The 18,555-nt window shown below is 58.1% G+C and carries 18 protein-coding genes; 8 read left to right on the top strand and 10 right to left on the bottom strand.

Translation table 11 applies throughout. The features are described from left to right. From hscA to trmJ, 7 genes are all read right to left on the bottom strand, one after another. The gene (gene hscA, locus ACQUTD_RS14990; RefSeq protein WP_473277290.1) at window positions 1–1,851 is read right to left on the bottom strand and encodes a Fe-S protein assembly chaperone HscA; all 1,851 of its coding nucleotides are present in this window, start codon (window positions 1,849–1,851) and stop codon (window positions 1–3) included. 14 nt (window positions 1,852–1,865) lie between these two features. Continuing rightward, entirely contained in the window at window positions 1,866–2,381 is a 516-nt protein-coding gene (gene hscB / locus ACQUTD_RS14985; protein ID WP_318374409.1) for a co-chaperone HscB, read from the bottom strand. Window positions 2,382–2,458: 77 nt separating this feature from the next. After that, window positions 2,459–2,782 carry an iron-sulfur cluster assembly protein IscA gene (gene iscA / locus ACQUTD_RS14980; RefSeq protein ID WP_072569349.1) on the bottom strand — a complete coding sequence of 108 codons (324 nt, stop codon included), beginning with the start codon at window positions 2,780–2,782 and terminating at the stop codon, window positions 2,459–2,461. A gap of 11 nt (window positions 2,783–2,793) precedes the next feature. Then, window positions 2,794–3,180, bottom strand: coding sequence for a Fe-S cluster assembly scaffold IscU (gene iscU, locus ACQUTD_RS14975; RefSeq protein WP_064327000.1), 387 nt, complete (start codon window positions 3,178–3,180; stop codon window positions 2,794–2,796). A gap of 27 nt (window positions 3,181–3,207) precedes the next feature. After that, window positions 3,208–4,422: a cysteine desulfurase gene (iscS, locus tag ACQUTD_RS14970; protein ID WP_072569350.1), complete on the bottom strand. Its 1,215-nt coding sequence runs from the start codon at window positions 4,420–4,422 to the stop codon at window positions 3,208–3,210. 142 nt (window positions 4,423–4,564) lie between these two features. After that, window positions 4,565–5,056, bottom strand: a complete 492-nt coding sequence (gene iscR, locus ACQUTD_RS14965; RefSeq protein ID WP_072569351.1) for a Fe-S cluster assembly transcriptional regulator IscR — start codon at window positions 5,054–5,056, stop codon at window positions 4,565–4,567. Between the two features lie 215 nt (window positions 5,057–5,271). Continuing rightward, window positions 5,272–6,003, bottom strand: coding sequence for a tRNA (cytosine(32)/uridine(32)-2'-O)-methyltransferase TrmJ (gene trmJ / locus ACQUTD_RS14960; protein WP_318362710.1), 732 nt, complete (start codon window positions 6,001–6,003; stop codon window positions 5,272–5,274). A gap of 120 nt (window positions 6,004–6,123) precedes the next feature. Between trmJ and suhB the strand changes: the two genes are divergently transcribed. Beyond that, window positions 6,124–6,927: an inositol-1-monophosphatase gene (suhB, locus tag ACQUTD_RS14955; RefSeq protein WP_072569353.1), complete on the top strand. Its 804-nt coding sequence runs from the start codon at window positions 6,124–6,126 to the stop codon at window positions 6,925–6,927. A gap of 129 nt (window positions 6,928–7,056) precedes the next feature. Here suhB and ACQUTD_RS14950 read toward each other — a convergent pair whose 3' ends face one another. Further along, window positions 7,057–8,037, bottom strand: coding sequence for a HoxN/HupN/NixA family nickel/cobalt transporter (locus ACQUTD_RS14950; RefSeq protein ID WP_473277289.1), 981 nt, complete (start codon window positions 8,035–8,037; stop codon window positions 7,057–7,059). Then, window positions 8,028–8,666 carry a DUF1007 family protein gene (locus ACQUTD_RS14945; protein ID WP_072569355.1) on the bottom strand — a complete coding sequence of 213 codons (639 nt, stop codon included), beginning with the start codon at window positions 8,664–8,666 and terminating at the stop codon, window positions 8,028–8,030. The genes ACQUTD_RS14950 and ACQUTD_RS14945 overlap by 10 nt, the downstream gene beginning before the upstream one ends. A 126-nt stretch (window positions 8,667–8,792) precedes the next feature. Here ACQUTD_RS14945 and csiE point away from each other — a divergent pair, with 126 nt between their 5' ends. Continuing rightward, window positions 8,793–10,070 (top strand): stationary phase inducible protein CsiE, encoded by a 1,278-nt coding sequence (gene csiE / locus ACQUTD_RS14940; protein ID WP_473277288.1) that lies wholly within the window; start codon window positions 8,793–8,795, stop codon window positions 10,068–10,070. Here the strand turns inward: csiE and ACQUTD_RS14935 are convergent. Then, window positions 10,054–11,193 carry a 3-phenylpropionate MFS transporter gene (locus ACQUTD_RS14935; RefSeq protein WP_072569357.1) on the bottom strand — a complete coding sequence of 380 codons (1,140 nt, stop codon included), beginning with the start codon at window positions 11,191–11,193 and terminating at the stop codon, window positions 10,054–10,056. The two genes, csiE and ACQUTD_RS14935, sit on opposite strands and share 17 nt — an antisense overlap. Before the next feature lie 419 nt (window positions 11,194–11,612). On the opposite strand from ACQUTD_RS14935, the gene ACQUTD_RS14930 reads away from it, so the two are divergent. From ACQUTD_RS14930 to ACQUTD_RS14905, 6 genes are all read left to right on the top strand, one after another. Then, window positions 11,613–12,596, top strand: a complete 984-nt coding sequence (locus tag ACQUTD_RS14930) for a substrate-binding domain-containing protein (RefSeq protein WP_473277287.1) — start codon at window positions 11,613–11,615, stop codon at window positions 12,594–12,596. Window positions 12,597–12,680: 84 nt separating this feature from the next. Then, window positions 12,681–14,189: an ATP-binding cassette domain-containing protein gene (locus ACQUTD_RS14925; protein WP_473277286.1), complete on the top strand. Its 1,509-nt coding sequence runs from the start codon at window positions 12,681–12,683 to the stop codon at window positions 14,187–14,189. Beyond that, window positions 14,182–15,171, top strand: coding sequence for an ABC transporter permease (locus ACQUTD_RS14920; protein ID WP_072569360.1), 990 nt, complete (start codon window positions 14,182–14,184; stop codon window positions 15,169–15,171). Before ACQUTD_RS14925 ends, ACQUTD_RS14920 begins: the two co-directional genes overlap by 8 nt. 1 nt (window position 15,172) lies before the next feature. After that, complete coding sequence (locus ACQUTD_RS14915; RefSeq protein WP_473277285.1) at window positions 15,173–16,126, top strand: ABC transporter permease subunit; 954 nt, start codon at window positions 15,173–15,175, stop codon at window positions 16,124–16,126. 16 nt (window positions 16,127–16,142) lie between these two features. Further along, on the top strand, window positions 16,143–17,780 hold the full coding sequence (locus ACQUTD_RS14910; protein ID WP_072569362.1) for an FGGY-family carbohydrate kinase: 1,638 nt from the start codon (window positions 16,143–16,145) through the stop codon (window positions 17,778–17,780). Then, window positions 17,777–18,376 (top strand): KpsF/GutQ family sugar-phosphate isomerase, encoded by a 600-nt coding sequence (locus ACQUTD_RS14905; RefSeq protein ID WP_072569363.1) that lies wholly within the window; start codon window positions 17,777–17,779, stop codon window positions 18,374–18,376. The genes ACQUTD_RS14910 and ACQUTD_RS14905 overlap by 4 nt, the downstream gene beginning before the upstream one ends. Window positions 18,377–18,555: the final 179 nt, after the last annotated feature.

The raw sequence follows: 18,555 nt of genomic DNA, 5'->3' as shown, positions 1-18,555 counted from the left end.
TTAAACCTCGTCTACGGAATGGCCTTTCAGCGCACGACGGACCGACTGGTCCATGCGGCGAGCGGCAAATTCCTGGGTTTGTTTGTCTGTATTTTTAATGGCTTGTTCTATTGCGTCGGTGTCATCGCCTTCCGCCATCGCGCGCAGATGCGCGGCAGCGTCGTCAATGGCCTGACGCTCTGCGGCGCTTAACAGCGCGGCATCGGCAGCAAGCGCGCTTTGCAGGCTTTCCAGCACGCGCGCCGCCTCCACTTTTTGCTCCGCCAGCATACGCGCTTTCACGTCCTGCCCGGCAAAGCTCATGGAATCCTGGATCATGGTGGCGATTTCGCTGTCGGTCAGCCCGTACGACGGTTTGACCTGAATAGAGGCTTCCACGCCGGTGGATTTCTCCATCGCGGTGACGGAAAGCAGTCCGTCAGCATCCACCTGGAAGGTGACGCGGATATGCGCCCCGCCCGCCGGCATCGCCGGAAGGCCACGCAGCGCAAAGCGGGCCAGCGAACGGCAATCCTGCACCAGCTCGCGCTCGCCCTGCATCACGTGGATCGACATGGCGGTTTGCCCATCTTTGAAGGTGGTGAATTCCTGCGCACGCGCTACCGGAATGGTGGTGTTACGCGGGATCACTTTCTCCACCAGTCCGCCCATGGTTTCAAGGCCGAGGGATAGCGGGATGACGTCCAGCAGCAGCATTTCGCTGTCCGGCTTGTTACCCACCAGAATGTCGGCCTGGATAGCCGCGCCAATGGCGACCACGCGATCGGGATCGATGGAGGTCAGCGGCGTGCGGCCAAAGAATTCGCCGACGCGCTCGCGCACCAGGGGCACGCGGGTTGAACCGCCGACCATCACCACTTCCAGCACTTCACTGGCTTCGACGCCCGCATCTTTCAGGGCGCGACGGCAGGAAAGCAGCGTGCGTTTCACCAGCGGCGCGATCAGCGCATCGAACTGCTCGCGGGTGATAGTGCCCTGCCAGCCAGCCACGTTAACTTCAACGCTGTCGGCATCGCTTAAGGCAATTTTCGCCGCAATGGCCGCATCCAGCAGCTCGCGCTGTTGATGGTTGTCGCTGCGATCGTTCAGGCCCGCCTGCTCACGGATATGATCCGCGAGCAGGTGATCGAAATCATCGCCGCCCAGCGCGGAGTCGCCGCCGGTAGCCAGCACTTCGAACACGCCGCGGCTCAGACGCAGGACGGAAATATCAAAGGTGCCGCCGCCCAGATCGTAAACCGCGATGACCCCTTCGGTGCCGGAATCCAGACCGTAGGCAATGGCCGCCGCGGTCGGCTCGTTAAGCAGGCGCAGCACGTGCAGCCCGGCAAGACGCGCCGCGTCTTTGGTGCCCTGACGCTGGGCGTCATCGAAGTAGGCAGGTACGGTGATCACCACGCCGTCGAGTTCGCCCGCCAGCGCCTCTTTAGCGCGGGCAGCCAGTGCGGAAAGGATATCCGCGGACACACGCACCGGATTCAGCAAGCCAGCCGGGGTGGCGATCATCGGCAGACCGTTTTCACTGGCCTGCAACTGCAACGGCAGATGCGGGTAACGGGCCTGAATATCCGCCAGCGAGCGCCCCATCAGGCGTTTTACCGAACTGATGGTATTGACCGGATCGCGGGCGGCGTTGTCGCGGGCGTCATAACCCACTGAGTGATTGTTCTGCTGATAATGCACGACCGAGGGCAGCAGGTGACGCCCTTGGCTGTCGGGCAGGGTTTCTGCCTGGCCGCTACGCACGGTAGCCACCAGCGAATTGGTGGTGCCTAAGTCAATGCCTGCCGCCAGCCGACGCTGATGCGGCGCAGCGCTCATGCCAGGCTCACTAATTTGTAATAAGGCCATGTTAGCTTCCGAAATTAAAAATCTTGCAGCTTTTCTTCGAGTTGTTCTGTCGTGCTGCGTAGTTTATCGAGAAAACGCAGTTTGCGCACAGCATCGGCGGCCGCGTCCCAGGATTTCGCGTCTAACTGTTCGATCATCTGCTGCTGACGGGCGTTGTACAGCGTGCCGATGCGGGTCTGGAAGGCTTCAAGCCTGTCGAGATCCTTCGCCTGTTCGATCTCATCCAGCTCTTCGCGCAGCTCAAGCTGTTCCATCAGGAACGCCGTATCACGTACGGTATGCTGCTCGGAGGATAAATCAAAACCATGCAGCGAGAGCAAATATTCGGCGCGCGTTAAGGGGTTGCGCAGCGTTTGCCATGCCTGGTTGATCGTGGCGGAGTGTTGTACCGCGGCAAGCTGTTCGGCTGGGGTGCCGCTGGCAAACCGGTCAGGATGATACTGACGTTGCAGATCCTGAAAACGAGCTGTCATCGCCTGGATATCGAGGTGATAACCGGCGGGCAACCCAAAGAGGGTGAAGTAGTCCATAACCATTCCGGGGTTGATCAGTTAAAGCAAACCCCACACACAGCGGGCTGAGGTGGGGTTTGTTGGTTCAGGCACGATTAAACGTTGAAGCTTTCGCCGCAACCACACTCATCTTTAACGTTAGGGTTAGTGAATTTAAACCCTTCATTCAGGCCTTCTTTTACGAAGTCCAGCTGAGTGCCGTCGAGGAATTGCAGGCTCTTGCCGTCGACCACGACTTTCACGCCCTTGTCTTCGAAAACGGTATCTTCAGCCGCCGGTTCGTCAACAAACTCCAGTACGTACGCCATGCCAGAACAGCCAGAGGTTCTGACGCCCAGACGCAGGCCAAACCCTTTTCCACGGTTGGCCAGGAAGGAATTTACGCGCGCGGCAGCACTGTCGCTAAGGGTAATCGACATACAAACCTCAACTATTTGGCTTCACGTTTGCTTTTGTAATCCGCAATCGCGGCTTTAATCGCATCTTCTGCCAGGATAGAGCAGTGGATCTTCACCGGCGGCAGTTCAAGCTCGTCAGCGATATCGGTATTTTTGATCGCCTGGGCTTCGTCCAGTGATTTACCTTTCACCCACTCGGTGACCAGCGAGCTGGACGCGATAGCAGAGCCACAGCCGTAGGTTTTGAAACGCGCGTCTTCGATGATGCCGTCGTTGTTGACTTTGATCTGCAGTTTCATGACGTCGCCACAGGCCGGTGCACCCACCATGCCGCTGCCAACGCTGTCATCGCTGTTGTCAAAAGAGCCAACGTTACGCGGGTTTTCGTAGTGATCTATTACTTTTTCGCTATAAGCCATTTTCTATTCTCCTGATGCCGAAACCGATTAATGATGTGACCATTCGATGCTGTTGAGATCCACGCCCTGTTTGAACATTTCCCACAGCGGAGAAAGGTCGCGCAGACGGCCAATGGATTTGCGTACCAGCTCGATGGTGTAGTCGATCTCTTCTTCAGTCGTAAAACGACCCAGCGAGAAACGGATAGAGCTGTGCGCCAGCTCGTCAGTCATGCCCAGCGCGCGCAGCACGTAGGATGGCTCAAGGCTTGCAGACGTACAGGCGGAGCCCGAGGAGACGGCCAGGTCTTTCAGCGCCATGATCAGGGACTCGCCTTCAACGTAGTTAAAGCTGACGTTAAGGATGTTCGGCGCGCCCTGCTCCAGATCGCCATTCAGATAGACTTCTTCCATATCCTTCACGCCATCCCACAGACGGTTACGCAGGACGCGCAGGCGCGCCATCTCGGTTTCCATCTCTTCTTTGGCGATACGATAGGCTTCACCCATGCCGACAATCTGATGCACCGGCAGCGTACCGGAACGCATACCGCGCTCGTGACCGCCGCCGTGGATCTGGGATTCGATACGGATACGCGGCTTACGACGCACGTACAGCGCGCCAATGCCTTTCGGACCGTAGATTTTGTGACCGGAGAAGGACATCAGGTCAACTTTCAGCTGCGTCAGATCGACCGGGATTTTACCCACGCTCTGGGTGGCATCCACGTGGAAGATGATGCCACGCGAGCGGCACAGTTCGCCGATGGTCGCAATATCCTGCACCACGCCGATTTCGTTGTTCACGTGCATGATGGACACGAGGATAGTGTCCGGACGCATCGCCGCTTCGAGTTCTTTCAGGTCGATGATGCCGTTACGCTGCGGGGCGAGATAGGTCACTTCAAAGCCTTCACGCTCCAGCTGACGACAGGTGTCGAGAACCGCTTTGTGTTCGGTTTTGCTGGTGATGATGTGCTTGCCTTTTTTCTGATAGAAGTTGGCAGCGCCTTTGATCGCCAGGTTATCGGATTCTGTCGCGCCCGAGGTGAAAACGATCTCACGCGGGTCTGCGCCAACCAGTTCAGCGATCTGGTTACGGGCGATATCAACAGCTTCTTCCGCCTGCCAGCCGAAACGGTGGGAACGGGAGGCCGGGTTACCAAAGGTCCCGTCCATGGTCAGAAACTGCATCATCTTCTCGGCAACACGCGGGTCCACCGGCGTGGTTGCGGAGTAGTCGAGATAAATTGGTAATTTCATTGCTTTTAAGCTCCGTACATCACTCTAATGCAAGGAATCAGGCAATCGGCTGGATGTACGACCGAAGGGGCGGAACACGCGGTCCCGGCCTGATTCAGAAATTCTCTATTTTTTTATGTATTATCCGAATCGAGTCGGATAATCAGGCGCGCAGCTTAACGTCGATGGCGTCCTGCGCGCGGGTATTACGTTGTGATTCCTGGCTGTGCTGACGATCGGACACGTCCATGACTTCCTGGTTATTCACCAGTTCGCCCAGCGTAATATTGTTTAAGAAGCCGGTCAGACGGTCGCTCAGATCGCGCCACAGCGCATGGGTCAGGCATTTATCGCCGCCCTGACAGCCGCCTTTACCCTGGCAACGGGTGGCGTCTACGGATTCGTCAACGGCGCTGATCACTTCGCCTACGGCAATGCTGTTGGCGTCTTTGCCTAACAGGTAGCCGCCACCTGGACCGCGAACGCTGGCAACAAGGCCATTTTTGCGCAGGCGGGAGAACAGTTGTTCCAGGTAAGAAAGGGAAATACCCTGACGTTCAGAAATATCTGCCAACGGAACCGGGCCAGCTTCGGAGTTGAGTGCAACGTCCAGCATTGCGGTAACGGCATAACGGCCTTTAGATGTTAGTCTCATGTCTTACTTAACCTCAAACGCGCCCCTGCCCGGGGTTGTTATTAAAATATGTAGTGTTGCATAGCAGGCGCAAGTCTGACATTCCCGACTAAAATGGTCAACTATTTACTTGACTGTTTTAGTCAGGTATTTGACCTTCTGTGCCGTCTTTATTGTCTTGCCCGGCGGCGCTTCGCTTGCGCGGGCCTGGGGTGTTCAAACCGGGCAAGCCACCGTTACTTCTCTTTATTCTTCAGCTCAATAATCGACGCCAGCATGCCGCGCAGAATATTAAGTTCCTGAGCTTCAGGGCGCGCACGGGTAAACAGGCGGCGCAGTTTATTCATCACCTGCCCCGGATGGTTCTCGCGGATAAAACCGGTGGTCAGCAGCGTCTGTTCCAGATGACCGTAAAAACGCTCCAGATCGTCCACCAGCGGATAGGGGATTTCCTCCGGCTGCGCGTCACTGCTTTCCTGGGTGGCAAGCCACGCCATGCGTACTTCATAAGCGATCACCTGCACCGCCATCGCCAGGTTCAGCGAGCTGTATTCCGGGTTGGCGGCAATGGCCACATGATAGTGGCACTTCTGTAATTCTTCGTTGGTCAGACCGACGCGTTCACGGCCAAACACCAGCGCCACCGGCGCATGTTGCCCTTCGCTGACGCTTTTCAGGCCGCACTCGCGCGGATCCAGCATCGGCCACGGCAGGGTACGCGAACGGGCGCTGGTCCCGACTACCAGGCTACAGCCCGCCAGCGCTTCATCCAGCGTATCCACAATATTGGCGTTGCCGATCACGTCGCTGGCGCCTGCCGCCAGCGCGATGGCCTGCGAGTCAGGTTTAACCAGCGGATTCACCAGCCAGAGATTGGTCAGGCCCATGGTTTTCATGGCGCGGGCGACCGAGCCCATGTTGCCGGTATGAGAAGTTTCAACCAGTACGATACGGATATTTTGCAGCATAAGTTTTCTACGGCTAAAGATTATTCACGCATATTATCATAAACCGAAGACAGATAACGAACTCGCTGCTATACTCTGCGCCGTTTTCCCCCGTTCTTTAACATCCAGTGAGAGAGACCGATGCATCCGATGCTGAACATCGCCGTGCGCGCAGCGCGCAAGGCGGGTAATTTAATTGCCAAAAACTATGAAACCCCGGACGCTGTTGAAGCAAGCCAGAAAGGCAGCAATGATTTTGTGACTAACGTTGATAAAGCTGCTGAAGCAGTGATTATCGAAACCATTCGCAAATCTTACCCGCAGCACACCATCATCACCGAAGAAAGCGGTGAGCTTGAAGGCGAAGATCAGGATGTACAATGGGTTATCGATCCACTGGATGGCACCACCAACTTTATCAAACGTCTGCCGCACTTCGCGGTATCCATCGCTGTTCGTATTAAAGGCCGCACTGAAGTCGCTGTGGTTTACGATCCAATGCGTAACGAACTCTTCACCTCTACCCGTGGTCAGGGCGCACAGCTGAACGGCTACCGTCTGCGCGGCAGCACCGCCCGCGATCTGGACGGCACTATTCTGGCGACCGGTTTCCCGTTCAAAGCCAAACAGCATTCCAAATCCTATATCAATGTGATCGGCAAACTGTTTACCGAGTGCGCTGACTTCCGTCGCACCGGTTCTGCCGCGCTGGATCTGGCCTATGTTGCCGCCGGTCGCGTGGATGGTTTCTTTGAGATTGGCCTGAAGCCGTGGGATTTCGCCGCGGGCGAACTGCTGGTGCGTGAAGCAGGCGGCCTGGTGTGTGATTTCACCGGCAACCATAACTACATGCATACCGGCAACATCGTGGCAGGTAACCCGCGCGTGGTGAAAGCCATGCTGGCGAACATGCGTGACGAACTGAGCGATGCGCTGAAGCGTTAATTGGTCTGGTTTAGCCCGGTGGCGCTTCGCTTACCGGGCCTGCGGAACTGTCTGGTTTTGCCCGGTGGCGCTTCGCTTACCGGGCCTACCGTTTTGTAGGCCGGATAAGCGCAGCGCTATCCGGCGGTATCAAAACGGTCTTAACCCCCGCACCGGCGTTACCGCGCTCATCCACATCACCACTGCCGCTACTACCAGCACTGCCCCTCCGGCCAGCGCCAGCGTGCTCCAGCCAATCTGCCGCCACAATACCGGCGCTTTATTGCCGCCAAGCTTCACTGCAAACTGACGGAAACTGTGCACCAGCAGCGCCAGCGACGAAATGGTCAGCGAGGTGCCTGCCGCCATCGCCATTGCTGACGCCATACCCCAGCCAAACACCCCGATTACCTTACTGAACAGCAGCACCATCAGCGCGCCTGAACAGGGACGCATCCCCATCGACAGCACGATCATCAGCCGCGCCCGCCAGTCATCGCCGCTCTGTAACTGATCCGGCGTGGGCAGATGCTGATGCCCGCAGCCGCAGTGCTCGTCATGGACATGATGCGGCGTGAAGGATTTAAAGGTTGGTCGCCGGAATAAGCGGCATAACTTTTTCAGCGCACGAACGCATAACATTACGCCCAGCACACCCACCAGCGCATAGCTGGCTTTCTCAAGCCAGGCTCCGCTGATATGCAGTTGCCGGGCGGGAAGCTCAAGCAGCGTCAGCACCACCACCACCAGCGCAATCGCCACCAGCCCCTGTAATAAGGAAGCGGCCAGCGTCAGGCCAATACTGGATCGCAGTTTTGACGGATGGGTGGCAAGCCAGGTGGCGATCACCACTTTGCCGTGCCCCGGCCCCAGCGCATGCAGCACGCCGTAGAGAAAACTGAATGCCAGCAGCGAGCCGCCTGCCCTTGCCGGATTATCCGCCACGGCCTGTAACAGCCCGCTCATGCGTCTGTTGACATCCCGCTGCCAGCCAACGCTTTCATACAGGATCCATGACCAGTGCTGCCACAGCAAAATGCCGCACACGGCGGCCACAATAATAAACAGCGCCAGCGGCCAGAGCGCCGTCCAGCGTCGCGGGCGTTTCATCGTCTGGCCTATCACTGACATGTGACTGTCACCTTTTGCGCGAACTGTTGTCCCAGCGCCATGTCTTCAGGCGGCGCGTCCTCTTTATCCAGCGACTGCGCGAACTTCAGGGTTTCTTCGCCCGGCGTCGGCGTATCCACCTTCAGCTGACAGCTTTTTTGCAGCGCCGCGGGCAGCGTCACGTCCTGGTCCCGGGCGTAGCTCATGTCCACATAATAGGTGGGATCGAAAGTGGAAAAGGTGTAGGTCTGTCCGGCCAGCGGCTGCGGCTCGGCCAGCGGCAGTACAAATGTCAGCACCGCCTGATGCCCTTCCCGCGCCATACCGTACTGGCTGGGGCGATTGAGGAACTTCACCTTCTGGCCGTTGTGCCAGAATTCGGTGAAGTAGTGCTGCCCCAGCACATTGGCCATCACTTCGGCGGCGAGTTTTTTCCAGATCTCATCTCCTGGCTTTGCGTCTTTCGCGTCATACAACAGATCCGCTGAAGTGATTTCATCCATCGTCCAGCGCATTTGCAGCCCGGTAAGCTGGCCGTTGTCCGCCACCAGCGCCGTCTGCAGGCCGATAAAGCTGTGCGGATGCGCCTGCGCGGGCAGCGATAAAAGCGCGAGAAAGAGCGCACCGGCGCATTGTTTAACTGTTTGCATGTGTTCCTTACGTGAAAAATTCTGTGATGTTCCCCGGCATTCCTGAGGGAAAGCTCCCCGCTTGCGCTTTCGCCGTTGCATCCTTTAGCTATTCTTAACAAAAACCCCTAACTGGAGCCAACGCAGATGACCCTTGTGATGACCCCTCCATCTGTCCTCTCCAGCCCACAACGTCGCTGCCATGCTTTTCTGATGTTGTCGTTGCCCGGACACGCTCTGACGCCCGAAAGCCTTGGCGAACTGAACGGTGTGGATGGTGCCGTCACCCGGCAAGATATAGCCGACACGGGTCTGGAGATCCAGCGTTATCATCGGCTGAATATCATCACCCAGCCCGATGGCTGTTATCGCATCGAGGGCAGCGTTCTGGATCAGCGGCTGTGCCTGGTGCACTGGCTGCGGCGTGCGCTGCGCCTGTGCCCGCAATTTATCAACGAGCATTTTACCCCGGCCCTGAAAACCGCCCTTAAACAGAGCGAGATTGCCCGCCCGTTGTATGACGATACCAATCTTCAGGCGCTGATTAATCTTTGCGCACGCAATTTGCAGCGCCAGTTTGAATGCCGCGACGTGCAGTTTCTTCGTCTCTATTTGCAGTATTGCCTGCTGCAACATCAGCTTGGCTTTACCCCGGAGTTTAATCCCGTCCAGCAGGCCTGGGCGCAGAGCCGCGCAGAATACCGCGCCGCCCAGGACATTGTGCGTCACTGGCAACGTCGGGTGGCGAAGATGCCCCACGACAGCGAACACCTGTTCCTGGCGGTGATGTTTATGCTGTTGCGCACCCCGGATCCGCTGCGCGACGGGCATCAGCAGGACCTGCGGCTGCGCCGCGCGGTGAACCAGATGATTGGCCGCTTTCATGCACTTTCAGGTATGCGCTTCAGCGATGAGCAGGGGCTGGCGGATCAGCTCTATATCCATCTGGCGCAGGCGCTGGATCGCAGTCTGTTCGGCATTGGCATTGATGACACCCTGCCGGAGGAGATGCACCGCCTCTATCCGCGTCTGATGCGCACCACCACACAGGTAATGGGCGGCATGGAGCAGGAATATGGTCTGCGCTTTAGCCCGGAGGAAACCGGTCTGGTGGCGGTAATATTTGGCGCGTGGCTGATGCAGGAGAGCGATCTGCACGAAAAACAGGTGCTGATCCTCACCGGCGACGATCCGCAGCTTGAGCAGGAAATTGAGCTGCAACTGCGCGAACTGACGCTATTGCCGCTCAATATTAAGCACCTGAGCCTGGCAGCGTTTCAGGAGGAAGGCGCGCCGCGGGAAGTGGCGCTGATCGTCACCCCCTACGCCACCGCCCTGCCGCTGTTCTCCGCCCCGCTGATCCATGCCGCCGGATCCCTGAGCGAGCAGCAGCAGAGCCATATCCGCGTTATGCTTGGGGGCTGATGCGCGGACGCAGCACCATTGCCGGTAAGGCCACCAGCGCCATCACCCAGAAGACGCCCTGGTGCAGATGCTGGAACAGGAATCCGGCGAAGACGGTCATTACCGCGATGCTGCCGCCCATGGCGACGGCGGAGTAAACCGCCTGCAAGCGGATCACTTCAGCGCCCTGACGGGCGGCGATATAGCGCATGGCCGCCAGATGGCAGACGGTGAAGGTGCCGCAGTGCAGGATCTGGATCAGCACCAGTCCTGGCAGCGCCGTCGTCCAGCCCATCAACCCCCAGCGCACCACCCCGCACACCGCCGAAAGCAGCAGCAGATCGCGGGCGCTCCAGCGGCGGAACAGTTTATTGCTCAGGGTAAAGACCACCACTTCCGCCACCACGCCCAGCGACCAGAGATAGCCCACCGTTGAGGCGGAATAGCCCGCCTCCTGCCAGTAGATGGCGCTGAAGCCGTAATAGGCGGCGTGCGCTCCCTGTAACAACGATACGCAGGCCAAAAAACGCCAGCTCTGGCGGATCAGGCTTTTCCACGCCGGCCAGCCTGCGGCCTCCTGCTGGCGGCTTTGCCCCTGCGGCATTACCGTCGGGCGCAGCAGCATTCCCAGCAGCATGGAGATCAGGCCAAGCGTGAGCATCGCCAGAATCGCCTGATGATCGTACAGACTCACCAGCTTGCCGGTCACCGCCGAGCCAATCACGAAAGCGATAGATCCCCATACCCGCACCCGGCCATAGTCCATGGTGATCTGCTTTTGCCAGGTGTTGGCGAGCGCATCCGTGAGCGGCACCAGCGGCGAGAAAAACAGGTTAAAGCCGATCATCACCACCATCAGCCAGGCGACGCTATGTCCTGCCCAGAATGCCAGCGCAAACAGCAGCGTAAGCAATGCCAGCACCCGCAGCGCGGTAATAAGTCTGGAAGGATCGCTGACGCGCGGGGCGATCAGCAGACTACCAAGGAAGCGTGCCACCAAACCTGCGCCCAGTAAAATACCGATGGTTTCCGGCGTTAAACCGGTGCCCTTGAGCCAGACGCTCCAGAAAGGCAGAAAGATGCCATAGCTAAAAAAATAGGTGAAGTAGGCGAGCGCCAGCCAGCGCGTAGAGTGCAGAACCATGATTTCCTCCTGAATGGTGGCGACAGTCTGGCGATAAACGGCGGTAAACACAAGTGAGCGCTTAACAGGTTTTTAACATCACCGGTAAAAAACCGCCCAGGGCAGGCTTATCGTTTCAGCTCACATATTTGAAACATTCCCGGCGGCTGGTGCGCAAAAATCCGGCAAAAAAGCCGCCTTAATCCGCAAAATGATAAATAATTGTTAATTATTAGTTAATTAAACAACCGAATTTAACAAAGACAGCCTTACTGATTGTGAAGCTAATGTTATTTTTTAACTGTAATTTAACGATATTAGATCTAAAAAATAACAAAAATGGGCAGTCATCACATTTAAAAAATCTGCGATTCATCCCCTCTTCCCTTCGTTGTTAATCTCTGTGCGTGACATGCCCGTACCCTACATAAGGTAAAACTATGAAATTCAAACTCGCCTTACTCAGTGCAGCCCTGGTTTCTGTCAGCATGTTGTCCGGTAACGTTGCGGCGGCGGAAAAGTATGAAATTGCCGTGGTGGCGAAAGTCACCGGCATTCCCTGGTTCAACCGTATGGAAACCGGCGTGAACGACGCCGCCAAAAAGCTGAATGTGAATGCGTATCAGACGGGTCCTTCCACACCCGATCCTGCCCAGCAGGTGAAGGTGATTGAGGATCTGATCGCCAAGAACGTCAACGCCATTATCGTGGTGCCTAACGATGCGAAGGTGCTGGAGCCGGTGCTGAAAAAAGCCCGCGACAAAGGCATTGTGGTGCTGACCCACGAATCCCCGGATCAGCAGATCGGCCAGTGGGATATTGAAACCATCGACAGCGAAAAATACGCGCAGGCTAACGTCGATGAGCTGGCGAAAAGCATGGGCGGCAAAGGCGGCTACGCCATTTACGTGGGATCTTTAACGGTGCCGCTGCATAACGCCTGGGCGGACTACGCCATCAAATATCAGAAAGAAAAATACCCCGAGATGTTTGAAGTCACCTCCCGCCTGCCGGTGGCGGAAAGCATTGATAAATCCTACTCCACTACCCTGGATCTGATGAAAACCTATCCGCAGATGAAAGGTATTATCGGCTTTGGCTCCCTTGGCCCAATCGGTGCCGGTCAGGCGGTGCAGAAGAAACGCGCTAAAGAAAAAATGGCGGTTGTCGGTATTGCCATGCCTGCCCAGGCCGCGCCGTACCTGATGCGCGGCGACATTAAAAAGGCGCTGCTGTGGGATCCGAAAGATGCCGGTTATGCGCTGGTTACCGTTGCCGATCAGCTGTTGCAGGGCAAGGAAGTGACGCCGGATCTGACCATCGAGGGTTTAGGCAAAGCCGATGTGGATATGGACAAAAAAGTGATCCGCTTTAACAAGATCCTCGAAGTCACCAAAGATAACGCGCAATCACTCGGTTTCTGAGGCACTCCGCCCACACCAGGGAAACCGAATAACTAAAACAATTCACACTCAGCGCCCGTAAGGGCGCTTGCAGGAGTATTGCCCATGGCAGACACCGCCGCATTTATCTCACTTGAGAATATCAGCAAGCAATTTCCGGGCGTGCTGGCGCTGGATAACGTGAACCTGACGCTGAAAAAAGGCGAAGTTCACTGTCTGGCAGGGCAGAACGGCTGCGGAAAAAGCACCATCATTAAAGTGATTTCCGGCGTCTACCACCCGGAAAAAGGCGCGCAGATTATGCTCGACGGCAAGCTGTTCCATCAGCTGACGCCGCAGCTCTCCGCCCATTACGGTATTCAGGTGATTTACCAGGATCTGTCGCTGTTTCCGAACTTCAGCGTGGCGGAAAATATTGCCGTTAACCGTTATCTGCCGGGGGGCGATATCTGGGTGCGCCGCGGGGCGATGAAAGCCCAGGCGCTGGCCGCCATGAAACGTATTGGCGTGGCCCTCGACCCGGATAAAAAAGTCGAAAAACTCTCCATTGCTGACCGCCAGTTGGTGGCGATCTGCCGCGCCATCGCCGCCGATGCCCGGCTGGTGATCATGGATGAGCCCACCGCCTCGCTGACGCGCCAGGAGGTGAATGGCCTCCTGCGGGTGGTGAATGAACTGAAAGCGGCGGGCATCTGCGTGGTCTTTGTCAGCCACCGTCTGGATGAGGTGATGGAAGTGGCAGATCGCATCAGCGTGATGCGCGACGGCAAGCTGGTGGGCACCTGGCCTGCGCAGGAGCTGGACAGCCACGAGCTGGCGTTCCTGATGACCGGGCAGCGTTTTCACTACAGCCCGCTGCCGGAAAAACCGCCCGCCGATCAGCCGCCGATGCTGGAGTTACGTAACCTGAGCCGCAAAGGAAAATACCAGAACATCGATCTGTCATTACGCAGCGGCGAGATTGTTTCTGTTGTCGGCCTGCTGGGCGCGGGCCGTACCGAGCTGTGCCTGAGCCTGTTTGGCATGACGCAGCCGGAGAGCGGCGAAATCCGCATCAACGGCGAGCCGGTGCGCCTGCGTAATAATCACGACGCCATCAGACACGGCATCGGTTATGTGTCGGAAGATCGCCTGACGCAGGGGCTGATCATGGAGCAGTCGATCTATGACAACACCATCGTCACGGTCTTCGACAAACTCCATACCCGCAGCGGTCTGCTCGATCATGCCAAAGCGCAAAAGCTGGTAAGCGATCTGATCCGCGATCTGAACATTAAAGTTTCCGATCCACACCTGCCGGTGAAAACCCTCTCCGGCGGCAACGCCCAGCGTATCGCCATCGCCAAATGGGTGGCGACTAACCCGCGCATTCTCATCCTGGACTCCCCCACCGTCGGCGTGGATATCGCCAATAAAGAGGGAATTTATCAGATTGCCCGCGATCTGGCGGAACAGGGTATGGCGGTGCTGATGATTTGCGATGAGATCCCGGAAGCCTACTACAACAGCCATCGCGTGCTGGTGATGCGCCGCGGCAAGCTGGTCGCTGAATTTAATCCCCATCGCTGTACCGAAGCGGAAATTGCTGAAGTGGTCGAGGTCATCAATGAATAACGTGCGTCTTTCCCGCCTCGTCGGGCAACATGAGTTCTGGCTGGGGCTGTTAGTGATCGCCCTGATCGTCGGGCTGAGCGTCAGCACCGATGAGTTTCTTTCGCTGGGCAACCTGACGGATGTCGCCACCAGCTACGCCATTCTGGGCATTCTGGCCTGCGGGCTGTTTGTGGTGCTGATTTCCGGCGGCATTGATATCTCTTTTCCGGCGATGACCGCCATCGCGCAGTACGCCATGGCCAGCTGGATGATCGCCCACGGCGGCAACTTCGTGCTGGCGCTGGCGATGGCCATTGCCGTCGGCCTGCTGCTTGGGCTTATCAACGGCTTTCTGGTCTACTGGCTGCGCGTGCCGGCGATCATCATCACCATCGCCACGCTCAACGTCTATTACGGTCTGCTGGTCTACGCCACCAAAGGCACCTGGCTGTACGGCTTCCCGGACTGGTTTATGAACGGCATCAACTGGTTCTCCTTTACCGCTGCCGACGGCTACGACTATGGCCTGACGCTGCCGCTGCTCTGTCTCGCCGCAGTGATTATATTCACTGCCATTCTGATGAACTACACCCGGCTGGGCCGCCAGATTTACGCCATGGGCGGCAACCGTGACGCCGCCTCCCGCCTCGGGCTGAACCTGCTGAAGCTGCACTTCTGCGTTTACGGCTATATGGGCATTCTCGCCGGTATCGCCGCCGTGGTGCAGGCGCAGATCACCCAGTCGGTTGCGCCAAACTCCCTGCTCGGCTTTGAGCTGACGGTGCTGGCCGCCGTGGTGCTGGGCGGCACCAGCATGACCGGCGGTCGCGGCACGCTGACCGGCACGCTGCTCGGGGTGATCCTGCTGGCCTTCCTGCAAAACGGCCTGACGCTGTTAAGCGTCTCCTCTTACTGGCACACCGTGTTCAGCGGCACCATTATCCTGATCAGCATCAGCGCGACGGCGTGGAACGAAAAACGCAAACTCGCAGGGGAACTTTAAGATGAAAACCTTCGCCCGTTATCTGCCTGGTGATGCCATCATTCGCCTCCAGTGCGTGATCATTATTGTCGTTGCCGTGGTCTTCTCGGCGCTGCTGGGCAGCCGCTTTTTCAGCGTCGCGAATTTCCAGTCCATCAGTTCGCAGCTGCCGATCCTCGGCATGCTGGCGCTGGGCATGGGGCTGACCATGCTCACCGGCGGCATTAACCTGTCGATTATTGCCGGTGCTAACGCCTGTTCGCTGGTGATGGCGGCGATTATTGTCAGCCATCCGGATAATCCCCTCTTCTTTATGCTGGCGCTGCTGGCGGGGCTGGCCGTCGCGGTGGCGATTGGCGTGCTAAACGGCGCGCTCATCGCCTGGGTGGGCGTCTCGCCTATTCTTGCGACCCTCGGCACCATGACGCTGATCTCCGGGCTGAACATTCTGTTTTCTAACGGCACGGTGATCTCCGGCTTCCCGGCGGCGATCCAGTATTTAGGTAACGCCACCCTCGCGGGGATCCCCGTCGCCCTGCTGCTGTTTATTGCGGTGGCGGTGCTGCTGTGGGTGTTACTGGAGCACACGACGCTTGGACGCAGCCTCTATCTGGTGGGTTCGAACGAGCAGGCGACGCGCTATTCCGGGGTGAATACCGTGCGGGTACAGATTTCCGTCTATGTGATTTCCGCTCTGCTCGGCTGGGTGGCGGCCATCCTGATGATGGCGAAGTTCAACTCGGCGAAAGCGGGCTACGGCGAATCCTATCTGCTGGTGACCATTCTTGCCTCGGTGCTCGGCGGCATCAACCCGGACGGCGGCTTTGGTCGCGTCATCGGCCTGGTGCTGGCGCTGGTGGTGCTGCAAATGCTGGAAAGCGGCTTCAATCTGCTGGGGATCAGCAGCTATCTGACGATGGCGCTCTGGGGCGCGGTGCTGATCCTCTTTATTGCCTTACAGAATCGTAAAGCCTGATTTCAGGAGAAAAAAGATGGCGAGTTACTTCATTGGTGTGGATGTCGGAACCGGAAGCGCCCGCGCGGGCGTGTTTGACCTGAACGGCAGAATGGTCGGCCAGGCGAGCCGGGCCATTGAAATGTATCGCCCGCAGGCGGATTTCGTTGAGCAGTCTTCAGACAATATCTGGCAGGCGGTGTGTAATGCAGTGCGCGATGCCATTAACCAGTCGGACGTCAATCCGATCCAGGTGAAGGGGCTGGGATTTGACGCCACCTGTTCGCTGGTGGTGCTGGACAAAGAGGGCAAGCCGCTGACCGTCAGCCCGTCCGGGCGCAGCGAGCAGAACATTATTGTGTGGATGGATCACCGCGCCATTACGCAGGCCGACCGCATTAACGCCCTGCACCACCGGGTGCTGGATTACGTCGGCGGCATCATTTCCCCGGAAATGCAGACGCCGAAACTGCTGTGGCTGAAACAGCATATGCCGAACACCTGGGCTAACGCCGGTTATTATTTTGACCTGCCGGATTTCCTGACCTGGCGCGCCACCGACGATGATACCCGCTCCCTCTGCTCCACCGTCTGCAAGTGGACCTACATGGGCCATGAAGATAAGTGGGACGGCAGCTATTTCCGCGAGATAGGGCTTGAGGATCTCCTTGAGCACGACGCGGAAAAAATTGGCCGCTATGTAAAAACCATGGGCGAACCGCTCGGCCACGGCCTGACGCCGCGCGCCGCCAGCGAAATGGGGCTGATCCCGGGCACGGCGGTCAGCGTGTCTATTATTGATGCCCACGCCGGTACGCTCGGTACGCTGGGCGCCTGTGGCGTGTCAGGGGAAGTGGCGGATTTTGATCGCCGCGTGGCGCTGATCGGCGGGACTTCCACCGGGCATATGGCTATCTCGAAAGCGCCGCGTTTTATCGGCGGCGTCTGGGGGCCGTACTATTCGGCGGTGCTGCCTGGCTACTGGCTGAACGAAGGCGGCCAGTCGGCGACAGGCGCGCTTATCGATCATGTGATCCAGTCGCATCCCTGCTATGAAACGCTGCTGGCGCAGGCAAAAACCCAGGGGCAGACCATTTATGAACTGCTGAATGCCCTGCTGCGTAAAATGGCGGGCGAGCCGGAAAACATCGCCTTTCTGACCCGCGATATGCATATCCTCCCCTACTTCCACGGCAACCGCTCGCCGCGCGCTAATCCGACGCTCACCGGGGCGATCACCGGCCTGAAGCTTTCCCGCACGCCCGAGGACATGGCGCTGCAATATCTGGCGACCATTCAGGCGATTGCGCTGGGCACCCGCCATATTATTGAAACCATGAATCAGACCGGTTACGCCATCGATACCGTGATGGCCAGCGGCGGCGGCACCAAAAATCCGGTGTTCGTGCAGGAGCACGCCAACGCCACCGGCTGCGCCATGCTGTTACCGGAAGAGAGCGAAGCCATGCTGCTGGGCAGTGCGATGATGGGCACCGTGGCCGCAGGCGTCTTCGACAGCTTCCCGGAGGCGATGTCAGTGATGAGCCGCATCGGTAAAACGGTGACGCCGCAAACCAACCGCATTAAGCAGTATTACGATCGTAAATATCAGGTGTTCCATGAGATGTACCTCGATCATATGAAATACCGTCAGTTGATGCAGGAGGTTGAATGAACAGCGCCTGGCGTCAGGCAAACGAGGCCTGGCAAACCTACAGCGACGCGCTGGCCGGACTGGGCCAGCATCTGACCGCTGAGCAATGGGACGCCCTGCTGGCGGAGCTGCGCGGCTGTACGGGTAAAATCGTGGTCACCGGCGTGGGAACCTCGGGCATCGCGGCGCGCAAAATCGCCCATATGCTGGCCTGCGTGGAGCGTCCGGCGATCTATCTGAACGCCACCGATGCCGCCCACGGCGATCTGGGTTTTTTACGGTCGGGGGATCTGATGATCATGCTGTCCCGCGGCGGCAACTCGGACGAACTGACCCGCCTGCTGCCGGGGCTGGCGGCCAGACAGGTGCCGCTGATCAGCGTCACGGAAAACCGCGGGTCGGCGATTGCTCAGGCGGCGCGGCTGGTGATCTCAACGGGCGTGCAGCGGGAAGTGGATCCGCTGAATATGCTGGCAACCACCTCAATCATTCTGGTGCTGGCGATTTTTGATGCGGCCTGCGCCTGTCTGATGAGCGAGAGCGGGTATACGAAGGAGACGCTGCTGGCGGTGCATCCGGGCGGGGATGTGGGTGTGACGTTGCGCGGGGAGCGGTGATAGCGCCCGGCGGCGCTGCGCTTGCACGGGCCTACATGAACTGGTTATGCCCGGCGGCGCTGCGCTTGCACGGGCCTACAGAACGGCTGGCGGTGCATGCCCGGCGGCGCTGCGCTTGCGCGGGCCTGGATTAACCCGAAGAACCGAAGACAAGTAGGCCGGGTAAGCGCAGCGCCACC

This window comes from Enterobacter sp. K510, from assembly GCF_055804875.1.
This window is presented reverse-complemented; position numbering and strand designations above follow the sequence as displayed.